Source organism: Cellulomonas sp. NEAU-ZC6 (assembly GCF_056844425.1).
In genome coordinates, this window is sequence record NZ_JBXFYH010000001.1 from 1,500,261 (window position 1) to 1,519,148 (window position 18,888).

General features: G+C 73.1%; 16 protein-coding genes and 1 pseudogene. 3 read left to right on the forward strand and 14 right to left on the reverse strand.

All coding sequences use genetic code 11. The features are described 5' to 3' along the window. Positions 1–7 precede the first annotated feature (7 nt). From AC1050_RS06890 to AC1050_RS06900, 3 genes are all read right to left on the reverse strand, one after another. A complete protein-coding gene (locus tag AC1050_RS06890; RefSeq protein WP_482386613.1) occupies positions 8–1,114 on the reverse strand; it encodes a PIG-L family deacetylase in 1,107 nt (368 codons plus the stop codon). A 7-nt stretch (positions 1,115–1,121) separates the two neighbouring features. Beyond that, a complete protein-coding gene (gene typA, locus AC1050_RS06895) occupies positions 1,122–3,053 on the reverse strand; it encodes a translational GTPase TypA (protein WP_482386614.1) in 1,932 nt (643 codons plus the stop codon). A 141-nt stretch (positions 3,054–3,194) separates the two neighbouring features. Continuing rightward, entirely contained in the window at positions 3,195–5,120 is a 1,926-nt protein-coding gene (locus tag AC1050_RS06900; RefSeq protein WP_482386615.1) for an ABC transporter ATP-binding protein, read from the reverse strand. A 94-nt stretch (positions 5,121–5,214) separates the two neighbouring features. On the opposite strand from AC1050_RS06900, the gene AC1050_RS06905 reads away from it, so the two are divergent. Further along, on the forward strand, positions 5,215–5,829 hold the full coding sequence (locus tag AC1050_RS06905) for a PH domain-containing protein (RefSeq protein ID WP_482386616.1): 615 nt from the start codon (positions 5,215–5,217) through the stop codon (positions 5,827–5,829). Between the two features lie 3 nt (positions 5,830–5,832). Here AC1050_RS06905 and AC1050_RS06910 read toward each other — a convergent pair whose 3' ends face one another. The 4 genes from AC1050_RS06910 to AC1050_RS06925 form a co-directional block, all read right to left on the reverse strand. Further along, positions 5,833–6,891: an ABC transporter permease gene (locus AC1050_RS06910; RefSeq protein ID WP_482386617.1), complete on the reverse strand. Its 1,059-nt coding sequence runs from the start codon at positions 6,889–6,891 to the stop codon at positions 5,833–5,835. Further along, a complete protein-coding gene (locus tag AC1050_RS06915; protein WP_482386618.1) occupies positions 6,888–8,519 on the reverse strand; it encodes an ABC transporter permease in 1,632 nt (543 codons plus the stop codon). The genes AC1050_RS06910 and AC1050_RS06915 overlap by 4 nt, the downstream gene beginning before the upstream one ends. Positions 8,520–8,728: 209 nt before the next feature. After that, on the reverse strand, positions 8,729–10,540 hold the full coding sequence (locus AC1050_RS06920; RefSeq protein ID WP_482386619.1) for an ABC transporter family substrate-binding protein: 1,812 nt from the start codon (positions 10,538–10,540) through the stop codon (positions 8,729–8,731). A gap of 409 nt (positions 10,541–10,949) precedes the next feature. Then, positions 10,950–11,360 (reverse strand): VOC family protein, encoded by a 411-nt coding sequence (locus tag AC1050_RS06925; RefSeq protein WP_482386620.1) that lies wholly within the window; start codon positions 11,358–11,360, stop codon positions 10,950–10,952. Positions 11,361–11,538: 178 nt separating this feature from the next. Between AC1050_RS06925 and AC1050_RS06930 the strand changes: the two genes are divergently transcribed. Continuing rightward, positions 11,539–11,991: an iron chaperone gene (locus tag AC1050_RS06930; RefSeq protein WP_482386621.1), complete on the forward strand. Its 453-nt coding sequence runs from the start codon at positions 11,539–11,541 to the stop codon at positions 11,989–11,991. A gap of 9 nt (positions 11,992–12,000) precedes the next feature. Here AC1050_RS06930 and AC1050_RS06935 read toward each other — a convergent pair whose 3' ends face one another. The 6 genes and pseudogenes from AC1050_RS06935 to AC1050_RS06960 all read right to left on the reverse strand — a co-directional run bounded on the left by AC1050_RS06935 (position 12,001) and on the right by AC1050_RS06960 (position 16,278). Next, entirely contained in the window at positions 12,001–12,348 is a 348-nt protein-coding gene (locus AC1050_RS06935) for a cupin domain-containing protein (RefSeq protein WP_482386622.1), read from the reverse strand. A 39-nt stretch (positions 12,349–12,387) separates the two neighbouring features. Then, the gene (locus tag AC1050_RS06940; RefSeq protein WP_482387274.1) at positions 12,388–12,645 is read right to left on the reverse strand and encodes a hypothetical protein; all 258 of its coding nucleotides are present in this window, start codon (positions 12,643–12,645) and stop codon (positions 12,388–12,390) included. Between the two features lie 14 nt (positions 12,646–12,659). Further along, positions 12,660–12,773 (reverse strand): annotated as a pseudogene (locus tag AC1050_RS06945) (DUF2510 domain-containing protein); the annotation flags it as partial. A 34-nt stretch (positions 12,774–12,807) separates the two neighbouring features. Continuing rightward, complete coding sequence (ychF, locus tag AC1050_RS06950; RefSeq protein ID WP_482386623.1) at positions 12,808–13,893, reverse strand: redox-regulated ATPase YchF; 1,086 nt, start codon at positions 13,891–13,893, stop codon at positions 12,808–12,810. 52 nt (positions 13,894–13,945) lie between these two features. Next, positions 13,946–15,508, reverse strand: a complete 1,563-nt coding sequence (locus AC1050_RS06955) for a hypothetical protein (protein ID WP_482386624.1) — start codon at positions 15,506–15,508, stop codon at positions 13,946–13,948. After that, positions 15,484–16,278 carry an ABC transporter ATP-binding protein gene (locus tag AC1050_RS06960; RefSeq protein WP_482386625.1) on the reverse strand — a complete coding sequence of 265 codons (795 nt, stop codon included), beginning with the start codon at positions 16,276–16,278 and terminating at the stop codon, positions 15,484–15,486. Before AC1050_RS06960 ends, AC1050_RS06955 begins: the two co-directional genes overlap by 25 nt. A 51-nt stretch (positions 16,279–16,329) precedes the next feature. Between AC1050_RS06960 and AC1050_RS06965 the strand changes: the two genes are divergently transcribed. Continuing rightward, entirely contained in the window at positions 16,330–17,724 is a 1,395-nt protein-coding gene (locus tag AC1050_RS06965) for a DNA recombination protein RmuC (protein ID WP_482386626.1), read from the forward strand. 10 nt (positions 17,725–17,734) lie between these two features. Here AC1050_RS06965 and AC1050_RS06970 read toward each other — a convergent pair whose 3' ends face one another. After that, a complete protein-coding gene (locus AC1050_RS06970) occupies positions 17,735–18,790 on the reverse strand; it encodes a 4-hydroxy-3-methylbut-2-enyl diphosphate reductase (RefSeq protein WP_482386627.1) in 1,056 nt (351 codons plus the stop codon). Between the last annotated feature and the right edge of the window lie 98 nt (positions 18,791–18,888).

Sequence of the window (18,888 nt, forward strand, 5' to 3'; positions counted from 1 at the left end):
GGTGCGCTCAGGCCCCGGCGATGCGCGCGCCCGGCGGCAGCGCGGCCGCCGGCACCGGCGCCGAGCCCGGGGCCCGGCGGTAGGACTCCCGCGGCAGCACCGGGGCGAGCACGAGGTTCGACAGGGCGCAGCAGGCCACGGCGTCCGGGTGGTCCAGCGGCGCGACCGCCTGGACCTGGGTGCCGTGCGCGCGCAGCGCGGCCAGCACGCGGTCCCGGACCGGCAGCACGTCGACGACCAGGTCGACGGGGCCGTCGGCGGCGACGGACGGCAGCGGGCCGGCGGGGTCGGGCAGCGCGAGCGGCCCCTCGCGGGTCGCCCGGCGGTCGTCGGCGCGCGCGGCCAGCACAGCGTGGGCGGCCGGGTCCGCGGCGAGGGCGGCGTACCCGGCGCGCAGTGCGGCCGCGGGGGCGACGGCCCACGCGACGGCCGGGGCCCGGCCCGCGGCCTCCGCCACCAGCTCGACGGCGCGCGCCGTGATCGCGTGCGCGCGGACGTGGTCCGGGTGGCCGTAGCCGCCGCCCGGCTCGTACGTGACGACCAGGTCGGGCCGCCGGAGCAGGAGCAGCCCGGCGAGCCGCCCGGCGGCCTCGTCCAGCGGCACGCCGACCAGCGCCCGCGCGGGCACCTCGGCCGCGGCCCCCGCGCGCCCGCTCGCGACCCAGGCCATCCCCGAGTCCTCGTACCGCGCTCCCCCGTCCGCGCCCCCGTCTGCGTCCGCGTCCCCCGAGCGGGCACCCGATGTCCCCTCCGAGGCTCCCGAGGGGACATCTGCTGCCCGCTCGGCGATCCCGGCTGCGCCCGGGAGCGGGAGCGGGAGCGGGAGCGGGAGGGTGTCCAGGAAGTGCTGGGTGGCACCCAGGGCGGTGGTCGCCGCCGCGAGCTCGCGCTCGCGGTGCGCGGCCAGCGCGGGGCCGTCGCCCTCGAGGTGCGCGAGCGCGGCGCCGATCACCTCGCCGCGCTCGCCGCGGGTGCAGGTCACCACCGTGGCCGGCAGCCCCGCCGCGGCCCAGGTCGCCAGCAGCGCGCCGGTCGACAGCGTCTCGTCGTCCGGGTGCGCGTGCACCGCGAGCACGCCACCCGTGACGGGCGACGTGCTCGCGGTCGGCAGCATGCGGGCGTCAGGCGCGCTTGGTGCGCGCGACCGCGCGGGCCCGCTCCGTCTGGTCCAGGATCACCTTGCGGATGCGCACGACCTCGGGGGTCACCTCGACGCACTCGTCCTCGCGGGCGAACTCCAGGGACTCCTCGAGGGTCAGGTGCCGCGGCGGCACCAGGTTCTCGAAGTTGTCCGCGGTGGCCGACCGCATGTTGGTGAGCTTCTTCTCCTTGGTGATGTTGACGTCCATGTCCTCCTGGCGGGAGTTCTCGCCGACGATCATGCCCTCGTAGACCTCCTGCGTGGGGTCGACGAAGAACGAGCCGCGCTCCTGCAGGTTGATCATGGCGAACGGCGTCACCGCGCCGGCGCGGTCGGCGACGAGCGAGCCGGCGACCCGGGTCTCGATCGGGCCGGCCCACGGCTCGTACCCCTCGGCCAGCGACGAGGCGATGCCGGTGCCGCGGGTGTCGGTGAGGAACCGGGTGCGGAAGCCGATCAGACCCCGGGCCGGGACCAGGAACTCCATGCGGACCCAGCCGGTGCCGTGGTTCGACATGGTCTCCATGCGGCCCTTGCGCTGCGCGAGCAGCTGCGTGACGGCGCCCAGGTACTCCTCGGGGACGTCGATCGTCATGCGCTCGACCGGCTCGTGCACCTTGCCGTCGATCTTCTTGGTGACGACCTGCGGCTTGCCGACGGTGAGCTCGAAGCCCTCGCGGCGCATCTGCTCGACCAGGATCGCCAGCGCGAGCTCACCGCGGCCCTGGACCTCCCAGGCGTCCGGGCGGTCGGTGGGCACGACGCGGAGCGACACGTTGCCGATCAGCTCGGCGTCGAGGCGGTCCTTGACCTGGCGGGCGGTGACCTTGTGGCCCTTGCCGCCCTTGCCGGCCAGCGGGGACGTGTTGATGCCGATGGTCATCGAGATCGCCGGGTCGTCGACGGTGATCAGCGGCAGCGGCCGCGGGTCGTCGGGGTCGGTCAGCGTCTCGCCGATGGTGATGTCCGCGATGCCCGCGACGGCCACGATGTCGCCGGGGCCGGCCTTGTCCGTGGGGACGCGGTCCAGCGCCTTGGTCTCGAGCAGCTCGGTGATGCGGACGTTCTGCATCGTGCCGTCGGCGCGGGCCCAGGCCACCGTCTGGCCCTTGGTCAGCTCGCCGTTGAAGATGCGCAGCAGCGCGAGGCGGCCGAGGAACGGCGAGGCGTCCAGGTTCGTGACGTGCGCCTGCAGCGGCGCGCCCTCGGTGTAGGTCGGGGCCGGGATCTTCTCGAGGATGGTCCGGAACAACGGCTCCAGGTTCTCCGAGTCCTCGGGCAGGCCGCCGTCGGCGGGCTGGGTCAGCGAGGCGCGGCCGGCCTTGGCGGCGGCGTACACCACGGGCACGTCGAGGATCGCGTCGAGGTCCAGGTCCTCGACCTCGTCGTGCAGGTCGGACGCCAGGCCCAGCAGCAGGTCGGTCGCCTCGGCGACGACCTCGGAGATGCGCGAGTCGGGGCGGTCGACCTTGTTCACCACGAGGATGACGGGGAGCTTCGCGGCCAGGGCCTTGCGGAGCACGAACCGGGTCTGGGGCAGCGGGCCCTCGGACGCGTCGACCAGCAGCACGACGCCGTCGACCATGGACAGGCCGCGCTCGACCTCGCCGCCGAAGTCGGCGTGGCCGGGGGTGTCGATCACGTTGATGGTGATGCCGCCGGGCTCGCCCACCGCCGCCGCCGACGGGCCGGCGTACCGGACCGCGGTGTTCTTGGCGAGGATGGTGATGCCCTTCTCGCGCTCGAGGTCGCCGGAGTCCATGGCCCGCTCGTCGACGTGCGCGTGCGCGCCGAAGGCGCCGGACTGGTGGAGCATCGCGTCCACGAGCGTGGTCTTGCCGTGGTCGACGTGGGCGACGATCGCGACGTTGCGCAGATCGCCGCGCACCCGGGTGCCGGTGGGCACGGACATGTCAGGACTCATTCCGCAGGGGTGAAGTGTGAGGGCGCGACGACGTCGAGCGCCGATCAAGTGTACGCGCACGCGCGCCCCGGCACGAGAGGCTGCTCGTGCCGGGGCGCGCGGGGTCCTCCGGGGTGGTGCCCGGACTGGTCAGACGTCCGAACCGCCACCACGCGGGATGTTGGTGCTCTCGAACCGGCCCTTGCTCTCGTTCTCCGCGTCCTCGAACGCCTGGACGCGCTGCCCGTCGGCCACCGCGGTGGCGCCGGGGGCCGACGCGGCGGCGGTCGCGGCCAGCAGCCGGTCGCGCTCCTCGCGGCGCAGCTTCTGCTCCGCGGGGTTCGGCACCGGCACGGCGGCGAGCAGCCGGCGGGTGTAGTCCTGCTGCGGCTCGCGCAGGATCTGCGCGCGCGGCCCGACCTCGACCAGGTCGCCCTTGTTCATCACGGCGATCCGGTTGGACAGGATCTCCACGACGGCCAGGTCGTGGCTGATGAACAGGCAGGCGAACCCGTACTCGCGCTGCAGCTCCTGGAAGAGCTCGAGCACGCGGGCCTGCACCGACACGTCGAGGGCCGAGGTCGGCTCGTCCGCGATCAGCAGCTTGGGCGACAGGGCCAGGGCGCGGGCGATGCCGACGCGCTGGCGCTGGCCGCCGGACAGCTCGTGCGGGTAGCGGTTCCGCATGGCGCGGGGCAGGTGCACCCGGTCCAGCAGGCTCTCCACCCGGCGGTCCAGGTCCGCCCCGGAGGCGACCTTGTGCAGCTTCAGCGGCTCGCCGATGGACTCGCCGATCGGCAGGCGCGGGTTCAGCGAGGAGCCCGGGTCCTGGAACACGATCGAGACGTCCTGGCGCACCGCGCGCAGGTCCTTGGGCTTCACGCCCGCCAGCTCGACGCCGTTCACCTTGAGCGAGCCGCCCGCGACGGGCAGCAGGCCGACGGCGGCGCGGCCGACCGTGGTCTTGCCCGAGCCGGACTCGCCGACCAGGCCGACGACCTCGCCCTTGCCGATGGCCAGGTCGATGCCGTTGATCGCGCGGAACGCCGGCACCCGGCCACGGCCGGGGTACTCGATGACCAGGTCCTTGGCCTCGAAGGCGTACCCGGTCCCGGTGGTGTCCAGGACGCCGGGCCGCTGCAGCGGCTGGCCGAGGGGCCGCTCGGACACCCGCAGCCCGCCGGTCCCCTCGGCGTCGGCGACCGGGTGGTCGCCGTGCAGGCCGGCGGCGGCGAACGTCTCGGAGCCCAGGTGCGGGACGGCGTCCAGCAGCTGGCGGGTGTACGTGTGCTGCGGGCGGTTGAAGATCTCGTCCGCGGTGCCCGACTCCACGACGCGGCCGTTCTTCATCACCATCACGCGGTCGGACAGGTCCGCGACCACGCCCATGTCGTGGGTGATGAGGATGATGCCGGCGTCCACGCGGTGCCGCAGGTCGCGCATCAGCTTGAGGATCTCGGCCTGGACCGTCACGTCGAGGGCCGTGGTCGGCTCGTCGGCGATCAGCAGCTTCGGCTCGCAGGCGAGCGCCTGGGCGATCATCGCGCGCTGGCGCTGACCGCCGGAGAGCTGGTGCGGGTACTTGTCGACGGCCTCGTCCGGGTTCGGCAGGTCGACCATGCGCAGCAGCTGGACGGCGCGGGCGCGGGCCTCCTTCGGGCTCATCTCGAAGTGCACGCGCAGCGTCTCGACGATCTGGAACCCGATCGTGTAGACGGGGTTCAGCGCCGTCATCGGCTCCTGGAAGATGACCGCGACGTCCTTGCCGCGCACGTTCGACAGCTGCTTGTGGTTCAGCCCGAGCAGCTCGCGCCCGGCGAGCCTCGCGGAGCCCTCGGCGCGGCCGTTCGGGGGCAGCAGGCCGATCAGCGACATCGACGACTGCGTCTTGCCGGAGCCGGACTCGCCGACGATCGCGAGCACCTCGCCGGGGCGGACGTCGTAGTTGACGTCGACGGCGGCCGGGAACCACTCGCCGTCGACGAAGAACTCGACCGTGAGGTCGCGGACCTCGAGGATCGGCGCCTTGGCGTCGACCGGGGGCGTACCCGGGGCGGAGGCGGTGTCAGTGGTCACGGTTCTCGGGATCCTTCCGTGGGGCGAGCCCGGGGTGTGCGGGCCGCGCGACGTCGAGACGGGCGCAGGTCCCCTGGTCTGGGACGATGTCCGCATGGTGTCGGCGGACGTGGTGGAGTACAGGCCGGCCTTCGGCCGGGTTCTTGCGGTGGTCGTCGCGGCGCTCGGCGCCGGCGGCCTGGTGGCCGGCCTGGTGGCCGACCCGGGGGCGGCATGGCCCTTCGTGGCGCCGGTGCTGCTGGCGGTCGCCCTGGTCTGGGCCGCCTACTGGCGCCCCGCCGTGGTGGTGAGCCCCGCGGGGGTGGAGCTGCGCAACGTGACCCGGACGGTCGAGCTGCCCTGGCCGACGATCCAGCGCGTGGACACCAAGTACGCCCTCACGCTGCACACCGCCTACGGCGACTACGCGGCGTGGGCCGCGCCCGCGCCCAGCCGCACCCGCGTGACGACCTCCTCCCAGGAGGACACCGCGCACCTGCCCGGGTCGAGCTACGGCGCCGGCGGCGGCGTGCGCCCCGGCGACCTCGCGTCGAGCGCCTCGGGCCAGGCGGCGATCATCGTGCGCGCCCGCTGGGAGGAGCTGCGCGACGCCGGCCTGCTGGACGACCCGCGCGTCGAGCGCGCCCGCCCGCGGGTCCGCTGGCACGTCGGCACGCTGGCCGCGATCGTCGTGCTGATCGCGGCCAGCGCGCTGACCGTCGCGCTGTGACACTCAGGCGCTCGCCGTGGTCCGGGCCTCGGCGCCGGCCCGGCGGGCGTCCGCCTTCGACAGGGCCCGCTTGGTCGGGATCCGGCGCTGCCGCGGGTCGAACGCGTCGCGCAGGCCGTCACCGATGAAGTTCACGCACAGGGCGATCGCCACGATGAACAGGCCGGGCCACCAGAACAGCCAGGGCCGGGTGGCGAAGGCGGACTGGTACTCGTTGATGAGCTGGCCCAGCGAGACCTCGGGGCTGCTGATGCCGAACCCGAGGTAGGACAGCGCGGTCTCCAGCAGGATCGCCGAGGCCATGAGCAGCGTCGCGTTGACGATGATCACGCCGACGGCGTTCGGCAGGATGTGCTTGAACATGATCCGGAAGCTCGACGCACCGGCCACGCGGGCGGCGTCCACGAACTCCCGCTCGCGCAGGGTGAGGAACTGCCCGCGCACCAGGCGCGCCATGTTGGTCCACGTCACGAGCGACAGCGCGATGGCCAGGGTCCACGGGTTCGCCCCGCCGACCAGCACACCGAGGATCGCGCCGATCATGATGACCGGGACGGTGATGATCATGTCGGTGAACCGCATGAGCAGGTTGTCCCAGCGGCCGCGGAAGTAGCCCGCCAGCGCGCCGACGACGACGCCGATGGTGGTCGACAGCAGGCCGATGACGACCATGACGGTCAGCGACTGCTGCGTCCCGCGCATGACCATCGCGAAGCCGTCGTGGCCGATGTTGTCCTGGCCGAACGGGTGAGAGCCGATGTGGAACCCGCCGTCGAAGCCCATGGTGGGCGCGCCGCCGGCGTTCACGATGTCGCTGGTCTCGCGGTAGCCGTACTGCCACCAGCCGGGGATGGGACCCCAGCCGATGGACGTGGTCACCAGCAGGACGATCGCGGCCAGCACGACCGCGGAGATCATCGCGCCGCGGTGGCGCAGGAACCGCCGCAGGACGATGCGGCCCTGCGACAGGCCCTCGACCTCCTTGAGCTCGATGGCGTTCTCGACGTTCTCCGCCGGGTCGACGATGCCCTCGTGGGGCTCGAGAGGGGGCTGGATGCTCATGCGTTGACTCGAATCCGGGGGTCGAGCGCCGCGTACACGAAGTCCACGACGATGTTGGCCAGGACCAGGAGCGTGCCCGTCACGAGGAAGTACCCCATGATCGGGTCGGCGTCCTTGTCGGCCAACGACTTGATGAACAGCTGGCCCATGCCGCTCCAGCCGAAGATCCGCTCGGTGATGATGGCTCCGCCGAACAGCGCGGCGATGTCCAGCGGCACGATGGTGGCCAGCGGGATCAGCGCGTTGCGGAACGCGTGCCGGACCGTCACGACGCGCTCGGGCAGGCCCTTGGCGCGCGCGGTGCGGATGTAGTCCTGGTTCATGACCTCGAGCAGGCTGGCGCGGGAGTACCGCGTGTAGCTCGCGAACGAGACCAGGATCAGGGCGATCGTCGGCAGCACCAGGTGCGTGTACTTGTCGAGCGTCTGCACCCAGAAGTCGCCGCCCAGACCCGGGGTCTGGGAGCCGATCGTGGCGATCGGGCGGCCGTTGATCTTGGACGCGTCGGAGTACTGCTCCCACACCCGCATGACGCGGTCGACGAAGATCAGGGCACCGACGAAGATGCCGGTGATCATGGCGCCGCGGATGGAGACCTTGCGGTCCATCCCGCCGAACAGGTAGCCGACCACGGCCGCGACGGCGAGCGTGACGAGCGCCAGGCCGGCGATCAGCAGCCAGGACGCGTTCACGAACGCGTACTGCAGCGGGTAGTACAGCGCCACGCCGAGGGCGACCACGGTGAGCGAGGAGTACAGCGCCCGCCGGTCGCGCAGGCCCGCCGACAGCGCGGTGACCGCGAACGCGACGCCCACGCCGAGCACGCCGATCACGACCGGGCCGAGGCTCGGGTCCGTCAGCCAGTCGCTCGTCGAGACGAAGAACAGGATGCCGGCGGTGGCCAGCAGGCTCGCGCCGAACGCGATCCACCGGGTCCGGGTGCTGCCGCCGATGACCGACGACCAGATGACGCCGGAGATCACGGACAGCAGGGCGATCCACAGCGGCGGCACGTGGGGGTCCGCGAGGAAGTCGTTGAAGCCGATGGCGCCCCAGAGCTTGAGGAGCACCGCGACCCAGAAGGAGGGCAGCGAGTACAGCACGAACGACATGAACGTGACGCTGTAGTCGAAGCGCGTGTACTGGCGCAGGGCCGACACGATGCCGACCAGGACGCCGAGGCCGATCGCGAGGAACGTGGACGCGGCCACGAGCTGCAGCGTGCTCGGGATGGCGCCGCTCAGCAGCGACGGGACGGACTGCCCGGTGCGCCAGCTGGTGCCGAAGTCGCACTGGCCGACGACGCAGCCGCCGATGCCGGCCAGCCACTTGAAGTAGCGGATGACGGGCGGGGTGTCCAGGTCGAGCGCGTCGATGCGCGCCGCGATCAGCGCCTCCTTGTTGGGGGCGGTGCTGGTGCGCAGCTCCTCGAGCGGGTCGAGCGAGTAGGCCAGGAGCATGTAGACGATGAACGTCGCTCCGAGCAGCACGATCGCGGAGGAGAGCAGTCGCCGGCCGAGGAACGTCAGCGTCGGTGCGCTGGTCCGCCACCAGGGGCGACGTGCCGGTTCCGGCGTCCCGGCCACGGCGGGCACGCCGGCGGCACGGGTAGGGGCAGAGGTGGCCATAGGGTCCTTGACCTCACGGGAGGGGGATGACTCGCGATGGGCGATTCTACGCGTACCGGATAGGTCGCTGATCACCGGCCCTCGTGGGGCCGCGCGAGCACGGGCTGGTTCGGGCGGTGCTGTCCAGGACCTGCACGCCGACGGGGGCACTGCGGCGGTGTGGCCGCAGTGCCCCCGTCGGGAGGACCTGGGTCGGTCAGGTCACGGCGTCACTCGGACGCGGTGATCTCCCAGTCCCAGTAGTTCCAGAAGATGGTCGGCGACAGCGCGATCGTCGACACGCCCTGCAGCTCGTCGCTGTACGCGACGACGCCCGGGAACTGGAACAGGTTCACGCCGAAGGCGTCCGCGTTGAGGATCTTCTCGATCTCGATCGTCAGCTCGGTCTCGCGCTCGGGGTCCGTGTTGGTGGACATCTCGCCGTAGAGCGCGTCGACGGCGGGGTTCTCGTAGCCGCCGAAGTTGTTGACGCCGCCCGCGATGTAGTTCGCCTCGGAGTTCAGGGCGAAGGTGTTCGTGGACTGCCAGCCGAACAGCGACGCGTCGTACGTGCCGCCGCCGAGCAGCGTGCTCCAGTTGTCGTCGCCGTTGTCGAGGACGTTGAAGCCGGCCTGGGCGGCCGAGGCCGCGATCAGCTGGTACTCGTTCGCACGACGGACGTTGGACTTGCCGTAGAGGAAGCGCACGTCCACCGGGGTGGTGACGCCGGCCTCGGCGAGCAGCGCCTTGGCGCCCTCGACGTCCACGTCGGCGAAGGCCTCGGAGCCGTTGGCCGCGATGACCTCGTCGTACGTCGGCGAGCCCGGGACCACGGTGAAGGAGTCACGCACGGTGGCGTCCTCCTGCAGCGGCAGGACCAGCTTCTCCAGGATCTCCTGGCGCGGGATGACCTTGAGGAACGCCTCGCGGACCTTGCGGGCCTTCTCGGCGTCGCCGCCGTAGGTGGCGGGGTCGAACGGACCACCGTTGTTGAAGGTCAGGTCCACGTGCTCGTAGGTGCCCTCGGGCGCCGTCTCGTAGGAGATGCCGTCGATGCCCTCGAGGGTCTGCAGCACGTCCACCGACGACTGCGGCGCGATGAGGTCGACCTCACCGTTCTGCAGCGCGGTGACCGCGGCCAGCGGGTCCTCGGTGTAGCGGATCGTGATGGAGTCGACCTTGGGCTCCGGGCCCCAGGTGTAGTCCTCGTTGCGCTCCAGCGTGACGTACTGGTTCTCGACGAAGTCCGTGATGACGTACGCGCCGTACGACAGGTAGAGGCGCTCGTCGTCCGGCAGCGACGTGAAGTTGAAGCCGTTGTTCCAGGTCTCGGCGATCGGGGCCAGCGCGGCCGCGTCGTTGTTCTGGAACGCGTCGATCAGGGCCTGCTTGGCCTCGGTCGGGTCGTCCAGGCCGAGCGCGATCTCCGCCACGGCGTGCGCCGCGATGGGCGACGGCTGGCTCATCGAGACCTCCCAGTCGGAGCGGGGCTCCGTGTAGTGGAAGGTGACCGAGCGGTTGTCGTCGCTGATCTCCGGGAACTCGGTGATCAGGTTCATCGCCTCGGAGGACGAGTCGAAGTACACCTGGCCCTCGGCGGTGGAGACCGTGCCGTCGTCGGCCGTCTCCGCCTCCTCGGTGGTGTCGAACATGTCGTTCTGCGCGCCCCACCACAGGATCATGTCGGCCGCGTCGACGGGCGTGCCGTCCGACCAGGTGACGCCCTCGTTGATCGTGTACTTGACGACGAGCGGGTCCTCGGACTCGACCTCGTACGAGCCGAAGTCCTCGTTCTTCGCGAGGTTCAGGTCGCCGTCGTAGTAGTTGAAGAACGAGGTCATCAGATAAATGATGTTCGCGTTCGCCGTGGCGTTGCCGTTCGACGTGAGGTTGTTCGTCGAGAACATCGGCTGGTTCCAGCTGACGTTGACCGACGTCGTCTCGTCGATCTCGCTCTCCGTCGCCGGGGCCGAGCACGCGGTGAGCACGAGGGCTCCCGACGCCGCGACGGCCAGGACGGCGCTTGTTCGCCTGATCTTCAATGTTCCTCCTGTGAAGGTGGCGCCCAGCGTCACTCGCCGCCCCGGGCCGACCCGCGAGTGGTCGTCCCGAGCACGGCAGACGCACGGTCCCGCCATGGATGGGGCAACGCTAGAGGCCCCATCCGGCCCAAATCGGACACAGACCCTTCGGACGCCTGATCGTTACCGGATCGATACTGAGCAGTAGTGTCCAGCATGCAAGACGCCACATGCCCGTAACATCCGGGAAACATCCGGGTCGGTGCAGCATCCGGGCACGACGAGGCCCTGTCCAGGGCCATCGGCTCAGCAGGGTCGGGGCGTCCTGTGGTATGCGCCGCCGCGGAGGCTCGCCGGCACGGACGCTGCGCGACCGGGTCGCGCCCGCCGGGCGGCCCCGGCGGCGCGGCCCGTCCCGCGGGTCGGCGGCTCAGACCGCAGCGGCGACCCGGATCGACTCGACGTTCAGGACGTTGCCGTCCGGGTCGGCGAACCACACCGACCGCATGGGGCCGTCGACCAGCACGCCGTCCTCCCAGGTGCCCGCGGGCAGCTCGAAGGTCTGGAACGTCAGGCCCGCGGCCCGCAGCGCCGCGACCTCGGCGTCGAACGCCTCGTCGGCGATGCTGAACGACACCGCGGTGGCCTGGTTCGTGCCGGCGAACTGCGACGGGTACACGAGCATCCCGCCGTCCTTCGTCGCGTAGACGACGCCCATGATGCCGTCGTCCGTACCGGGCACGTCCGCGGGGCGGAAGCCGAGCGTGCCCTCGTAGAACTGCCTCGCCCGGTCCAGGTCGCGCACGGCGAGGCAGGGCATCGCCAGGTGGTCGGAGAGCATCGTGGCCTCCAGCGCGGGCCGGGGCGACGGTCGCCCCGCCGGCACCGGCGAGCGTACGGCCGGCGCCTCGCAGTCCCGCTCCCCCGGCTGGTCAGGATCGGAGAAGCAGCACGGCTCCCGAGTTCCCTAGCGTGGACGGCACCGACGACCACCCGGCCGCAGTACCCGAGGAGCACCGATGACCACGACGCAGCCCGCAGCCGACCAGCAGGACGGCACCTTCAGCGCCGAGGAGCGCGCCGCCATGAAGGAGCGCGCCCAGGAGGTGCGGACGCAGCGGCGCCGCGGGAAGGCGAAGGCCGACCCCGAGGCCGAGCTGCTGGCGAAGATCGCCGAGATGGCCGACGAGGACCGGGCCGTGGCGGAGCAGGTGCACGCGCTGGTCCGCGAGGCCGCCCCCGGACTGGAGCCGCGCACCTGGTACGGGATGCCCGCCTACGCCCGCGACGGCAAGATCGTGTGCTTCTTCCAGCCCGCGGCGAAGTTCAAGGCCCGTTACGCGACGCTGGGGTTCAACGAGGACGCCCGCCTGGACGACGGCGCGATGTGGCCGACGGCGTTCGCGCTGACCCGGATCACCGACGTCGAGGCGCGGCGCATCCGCGAGCTGGTCGCCCGCGCCGCCGGGTGAGCGGTCGGGTCACGCCGGCCCGAGCACCGGCCCCGGCGCGGGCCGCGCGGCGCTGCCCTTGAGCTCGACCAGCACCACCCGGGTCGGCGTCGTGCCGGTGTTCTCCCCGGTGTGCTCCTGCGCGGGCAGCCACACGACCGCCCCCGGGGGCAGCTCGACGTCCCGCTCGCCCTGCGAACCGCTCAGGCGACGCCGGAACGCGGACTGCGTGACCATCACGCTGTCCGGGTGCTCGTGCGGGGTCGTGCGCTCCCCGGGTTCGTCCTGGTACGCCAGGACGCGCACCAGGTCGTTCTCGAACACGACGCTGTAGTGGTCGGGGTTCGTCACGACCGGGTCGAGGGCCACCTCGACCATCGTCCTCGCGGACGGGCGGCCCGTCCAGGGCCGCCGGGGTCAGAACAGGAAGGCCTTGAGCGTCCCGGTGAAGAGCAGCGCGAGCCCCGAGAGGACCAGACCCCAGATCGCCCGCTTCCGCCCGACGGGCGCGTAGCCGTGCCGGCCCAGCGTGCTCGCCCGGTTCAGCCCGACGAACGAGAGCACGAGGCCGATGACGGACACCACGGCCAGCGGGTTGCCGACCATCGCGACGATGCCGAGCACGAACCCCGCGGTCGCGTGCCCGTTGCGCACCGCGGCCTGCCGAAGCGGCACCCCGGGTGCTCCCGCGGGGGTCCGGCGTGCTCGGTCCACGCGGTGCCGTCCCACCAGCGCTGACCGCCGGTGCCGGTCGGGTCGGGGTACCAGCCGGGCTCGGCCGTGCCGTTCGTCGGACCGCTCATGCGCGCCGCACCCCCCTGCTCGAGCCGGCCCGCGTCAGACGTTGAACCGGAACTCGACGACGTCCCCGTCGGCCATCACGTAGTCCTTGCCCTCGATCCGGGCCTTGCCCGCGGAGCGCGCGGCGGCGACGGAGCCGGCCTCGACCAGGTCGTCGAACGAGATGACCTCGGCCTTGATGAAGCCCTTCTGGAAGTCCGTGTGGATGACGCCGGCGGCCTGCGGCGCGGTCCACCCCTGGTGGATCGTCCAGGCGCGCGACTCCTTGGGACCGGCCGTGAGGTAGGTCTGCAGGCCGAGGGTGTGGAAGCCGACCCGGGCGAGCTGGTCCAGCCCCGCCTCGTCCTGGCCGTTGTCCGCGAGCATCTCCTTGGCCTCGTCGGGCTCGAGCTCGACCAGGTCGGACTCGAACTTCGCGTCGAGGAAGATGGCGTCGGCCGGGGCGACGAACGCGCGCAGCTCGTCCTGCATCGCGGTGTCGGCGAGGCCGGCGTCGTCGGTGTTGAAGACGTAGATGAACGGCTTGGCCGTCATGAGCTGCAGCGGCGCCAGGTCGGCCAGGTCGAGGCCGGCGGCCTGCGCGCCCTGGAACAGCGTCTGCCCGGACTCGAGCACGGTCTGGGCGGCCTGCGCGGCGGCGAGCTCGGCGGGGTCCGCCTTCTTGATGCGGACCTCCTTCTCCAGGCGCGGGACGATCTTCTCCAGCGTCTGCAGGTCCGCCAGCACGAGCTCGGTGTTGATGGTCTCGATGTCGTCCTTGGGCGAGACGCGGCCGTCGACGTGCACGACGTCGGGGTCGGCGAACGCGCGGGTCACCTGGCAGATGGCCTCGGCCTCGCGGATGTTGGCCAGGAACTTGTTGCCGAGCCCCTCGCCCTCGCTGGCGCCCTTGACGATGCCGGCGATGTCCACGAACGACACCGTCGCGGGGAGGATCTTCTCGCTGCCGAAGATCTCCGCGAGCTTCTCGAGCCGCGGGTCGGGCAGCGGCACGACGCCGACGTTCGGCTCGATCGTCGCGAACGGGTAGTTCGCCGCGAGGACCTGCGCGCGGGTCAGGGCGTTGAAGAGCGTGCTCTTGCCGACGTTGGGCAGGCCGACGATGCCGATGGTGAGTGCCACGGACGACCATCCTAGGGGGCCGCGGGCGGACGCGTCCCCGCCCCTGCCGCGCTCAGGCGAACGAGCGGATGGTCTGCAGCAGCTCCGGGGCCCGCTGGTCGTAGACCCGGGCGCCGAGCCGGATCCCGGTGACCAGCACCGCGGCCCCGACGCCGAGGCCGACGACCAGGGCGAGCACGTCGAGCAGCACGGCGCCCGTCAGCACGGCGGCGACCCCGAGCACCACCGTCGGCAGGCACAGCGCGAGCAGCAGGAGCAGCCCGGCGCTCTGGCTGACCATCACCGCGAACGACGACCCCTGCGGGGTGGAGAACGGGTTGTCCCCGGGCTTGGGCACCGGGTACACGACGCGGGCCGAGTAGACGGACGACGCGCCCAGGCCCACCGTCAGGACGCCGAGGGACATGCCGAGCACCGGCAGGGTCGCGTCCCAGCGCGCGGTGGCGCCGAGCACCAGCACGTCGGTGGCGAGCACCACGACGCCGCCGACCAGCAGCCCCGCGACCGCCCGCCCCGCCCGGTCCACGCGGCCGTCGACGGGCGCGGCCACGTGGGTCCAGAACGCGGTGTCGTCGTACGCCACGTCGGCGCTGAGCGACCAGCCCATGACGAACGCGACCAGCACGCCCGCGCCGAGCAGCGCGTCGCCGCCCCGCCCGAGGAACCACAGCAGCAGCACCAGGACCGGCACCACGGCCACGGACGCGGCGTAGCGGGAGTCGCGCACCCAGTAGGTGAGGCAGCGGGCGACCACGGCGCCCGTCGGCGTCGCGGGCACCCGGCCGAAGAACCCGAGCCCCGCGCTGCGGGACACGTGGCCGCCGCCCTCGGGACGCACCAGCGCGGCGCTCAGCGCCCGGTCCCAGACCGCGACCAGGGCGGCCGCGGTCGCCAGGCCGATGGCGAGCCGTGCCGCGGCGGCGCCCCACGCCCCGGCGGCCACGTCGGAGCCGATCGCCCAGGGCGCGCCGACCGGGGTCCACGCGACGACGTCGGCCACCTCGGGCAGCGCCTCGGCGACGGTGGACAGCCCCGCGGTGACGCCGAGCAGGATCGGCCCGATCAGCATCAGCGGGACGATCGCCAGCACCGCGGCGACCTCCCGGAACCGGCGGCCGCCGACCAGGGGCGCCAGCAGCGTGGTGCTCGTCCGCGAGCCGATCACGGCCAGCGCGACCCCGAGCGCCCCGCCCGCCAGACCGGCCACCAGCGCGGCGGGGTCCCGCCACCAGGCCAGGGCGGACGCGCCGCCGAGCAGCACCGTGGCGACGCCGGGCACCCCCACCAGCCCCGCGAGCGTGAGGCCGGTGAGCAGGTGCCGCCGGCGCAGCGGGAACAGCCGGAACCGCGCCGGGTCGAGCGTGCTGTCGACGCCGAACGCCACCAGCGGCAGCAGCCACCAGCCCGCGACGAGCAACGCGCCGGCGAGCACCAGGACGGTGCGGGTGAGCACGGCGTCGTCCTGCGAGCCGAGCACCACCAGGCCGGCCGTCGCGAGCCCGACCAGGAACAGGGCGTACAGGCCGGTGAGCACCAGCCCGACGACCTTCCACGGGCTGCGGCGAAGGCCGTTGCGCAGCAGCGTCAGCTTCAGGCGGAGGAGGTGCGCAGCCACGCCAGCGCCCCCTCCGTGCGGCGGCCGCCGACCAGGTCGACGAACCGGTCCTCGAGCGTGGCGCCGCCGCGGACCTCGTCGGTCGTCCCCTGCGCGAGGACGTGCCCGCCGGCGATCACGGCGACGTGGTCGCACATCCGCTGCACCAGGTCCATCACGTGCGACGACACGACGACGGTGCCGCCGCCGTCGACGTACGAGGCCAGGATGTCCCGGATGTTCGCCGCGGACACGGGGTCGACGGCCTCGAACGGCTCGTCCAGCACGAGCACCCGCGGCGCGTGCACGAGCGCGCACGCCAGCGCGACCTTCTTGGTCATGCCGGCCGAGTAGTCCACGACCAGGGTGTCCGCGTCGGCCGCCAGGTCGAACGTGCGGAGCAGGTCTGCGGTGCGGTCCCGGACGACGTCCCGGTCCAGCCCGCGCAGCAGCCCGGCGTAGGTGACGAGCTGCGCGCCGGTCAGCCGGTCGAACAGCCGCACGCCGTCCGGCAGCACGCCCAGCAGCGTCTTCACGCGCAGCGGGTCCTGCCAGAGGTCGTGCCCGCGCACCAGCACCCGGCCGAAGTCCGGCCGGAGCATGCCCGTGGCCATCGACAGCGTCGTGGTCTTGCCCGCGCCGTTCGGGCCGACCAGGCCGTAGAAGGACCCCGCGGGCACCTCCAGGTCCACGCCCGCGACGGCGATCTTCGTGCCGAACCGCTTCCACAGACCCTCGATCGACAGGGCCGGTGGTGCCGGCGGTGCCGGCGGCGCTCCCTCGGGCGTCATCTCAGCAGCATAGGGGCGTGCGTGTCGGTGGCGCCTGGCAATCTGCGGGTCATGGACATCGGACTCGTGGTGGCACTCGCCGGGGCGCTCGTCGTGGGTGCCGTGCTCGGCTGGCTCGGCGCGACCGCGCGGTCCGGCGCCCGGCTGCGGGCCGCCGAGGTGGACGCGGCGCGGTGGCGCACGGCCGCCGAGCTCGGCGGTGCGCCGGACGAGGACCGGCAGGCCGACCGGTTCCGCTCGCTCGCCGCCGACGCGCTCGCGCAGAGCAGCGAGCAGTTCCTCGCGCTGGCGCACCAGAGCCTCGCGGCCCGGCACCAGGAGCAGACCGGCGACCTCGCCCAGCGCGAGCAGGCCGTGCGCGCCCTGGTCGACCCGCTGGCCCGCACCCTGGACGCCGTCCGGACGGAGCTGCGCACGGCCGAGCAGGCCCGCGCGCACCAGGGCGCCGCGCTCGGCGAGCAGGTCCGGCAGATGCGCGAGGAGGCGGGCCGGCTCCGCGAGCAGACGTCGCAGCTGGTGACCTCGCTGCGCTCGTCGCAGGTCCGCGGCCGGTGGGGCGAGGTGCAGCTGCGCCGCGTGGTCGAGGCCGCGGGGATGCTGCCGCACGTCGACTTCGCCGAGCAGGACCAGGTCCGCACCGACGACGGCATGCTGCGCCCCGACATGGTGGTGCACCTGGCCGGGGGCAAGCGCGTCGTGGTCGACGCCAAGGTCGCGTTCCTCGGCTTCCTCGAGGCCGCCGAGGCGACCGACCCGGCCGAGCGCGAGCGCCGCCTGGCCGCGCACGCCCGGCACGTGCGGGCGCACGTCGACCAGCTCGCCGCCAAGCGGTACTGGGACCAGTTCAGCCCGGCGCCCGAGTTCGTCGTCATGTTCGTGCCCGCGGAGGCGTTCCTGCACGCCGCCCTCGACGTCGACCCCGGCATCGTCGAGCGGGCGTTCGAGAAGGACGTCGTCATCGCCACGCCCATGACGCTGCTCGCGCTGCTCCGGACGGTCGCCTACGCCTGGCGCCAGGACGCGCTGGCCAGCAACGCCCAGGCCGTGCTGGACCTCGGCAAGGAGCTGCACGGCCGGATCGCGACGCTCGGCGGGCACCTGACCAAGGTCGGCCGGGCGCTGGACACCGCGGCGACCGCGTACAACCAGTCGATCGCGTCCCTGGAGTCGCGGGTGCTGGTGAGCGCCCGCAAGTTCGCGGACCTGCGCGTGGTCGACGCGGACCTCGCCACGCCGCCGTCGGTCGAGCGGCGGCTGTCGGTGGTGACGGCGCCCGAGCTGGTCGCCTGGGAGTCGGAGCGCGTGGTCGGGATCGACGGCGACGGACCGGCCGCACCGGGGACCGGGCGACGACGCGCGGACGCCCTGGGCTCGCTGGACGACGCGGTGCTGGGCAGCCCCGTGCAGGGGAACGCGGTGCCGGGAGACCTCCGGCCGGAGCTCTGAGGCCGGCGGGTCAGACCGGGCGGACCGACAGGTCCCGGCGCTCGCCGCGTGCCGGCCGGGGCGGCCGCGGGTCGCCGCCACCGGCCGCCTGCAGGTCGGCGCGCAGCTCGCGCGGCAGCGAGAACATCAGGTCCTCGGTCGCGGTCCGCACCTCCTCGACGTCGCCGAACCCGTGCGCCGCCAGCAGGTCCAGCACGTCGCGCACCAGGATCTCGGGCACCGACGCGCCCGACGTCACCCCGACCGTCCGGGCGCCCGCCAGCCAGGCCGGGTCCACCTGCGCCGCGGTGTCCACGCGGTAGGACGCCCGCGCACCCCACTCCAGCGCCACCTCGACCAGCCGCACCGAGTTGGACGAGTTCGCCGACCCGACCGTGATCACCACGTCGCACTCCGGTGCGAGCTTCTTGACGGCCACCTGGCGGTTCTGGGTGGCGTAGCAGATGTCGTCGCTCGGCGGGTCCTGCAGCAGCGGGAACCGCTCGCGGAGCCGGCGCACCGTCTCCATCGTCTCGTCGACGGACAGCGTGGTCTGCGAGATCCACACCACCCGGCTCTCGTCCCGGACGACCACGTCGGCGACGGCGTCGGGCGAGGCCACCACCTGCACGTGCGCGGGCGCCTCGCCCTGCGTGCCCTCGACCTCCTCGTGGCCCGGGTGCCCGATCAGCAGGATGTCGAGGTCCGCGGCGGCGAACCGCACGGCCTCCCGGTGCACCTTGGTGACCAGCGGGCAGGTGGCGTCGATCGTGCGCAGGGAGCGCGCCTCGGCCGCGGCGCGCACCGCCGGGGAGACGCCGTGCGCGGAGAACACCACCCGGGCGCCCTCGGGCACCTGGTCGGTCTCGTCGACGAACACGGCGCCGCGCGCGGCGAGCGTGTCCACGACGTGCCGGTTGTGCACGATCTCCTTGCGCACGTACACGGGCGCCCCGTAGTGCTCCAGCGCCTGCTCGACCGCGACGACGGCCCGGTCCACGCCGGCGCAGTACCCGCGCGGGGCTGCCAGGAGCACGCGCCCGCGGGCGGGGGCGGCGCCCGGCTCGGCACCGGCGGCGTGGGTCACCGCGCCAGTCTAGGTCGCGGGCGCCCGGCCGCCCGGTGTCGGGTCCCCGTGGCAGGGTGGGGGCCGTGCAGCAGCAGTCCTCCCACGCCGCGTCGCCG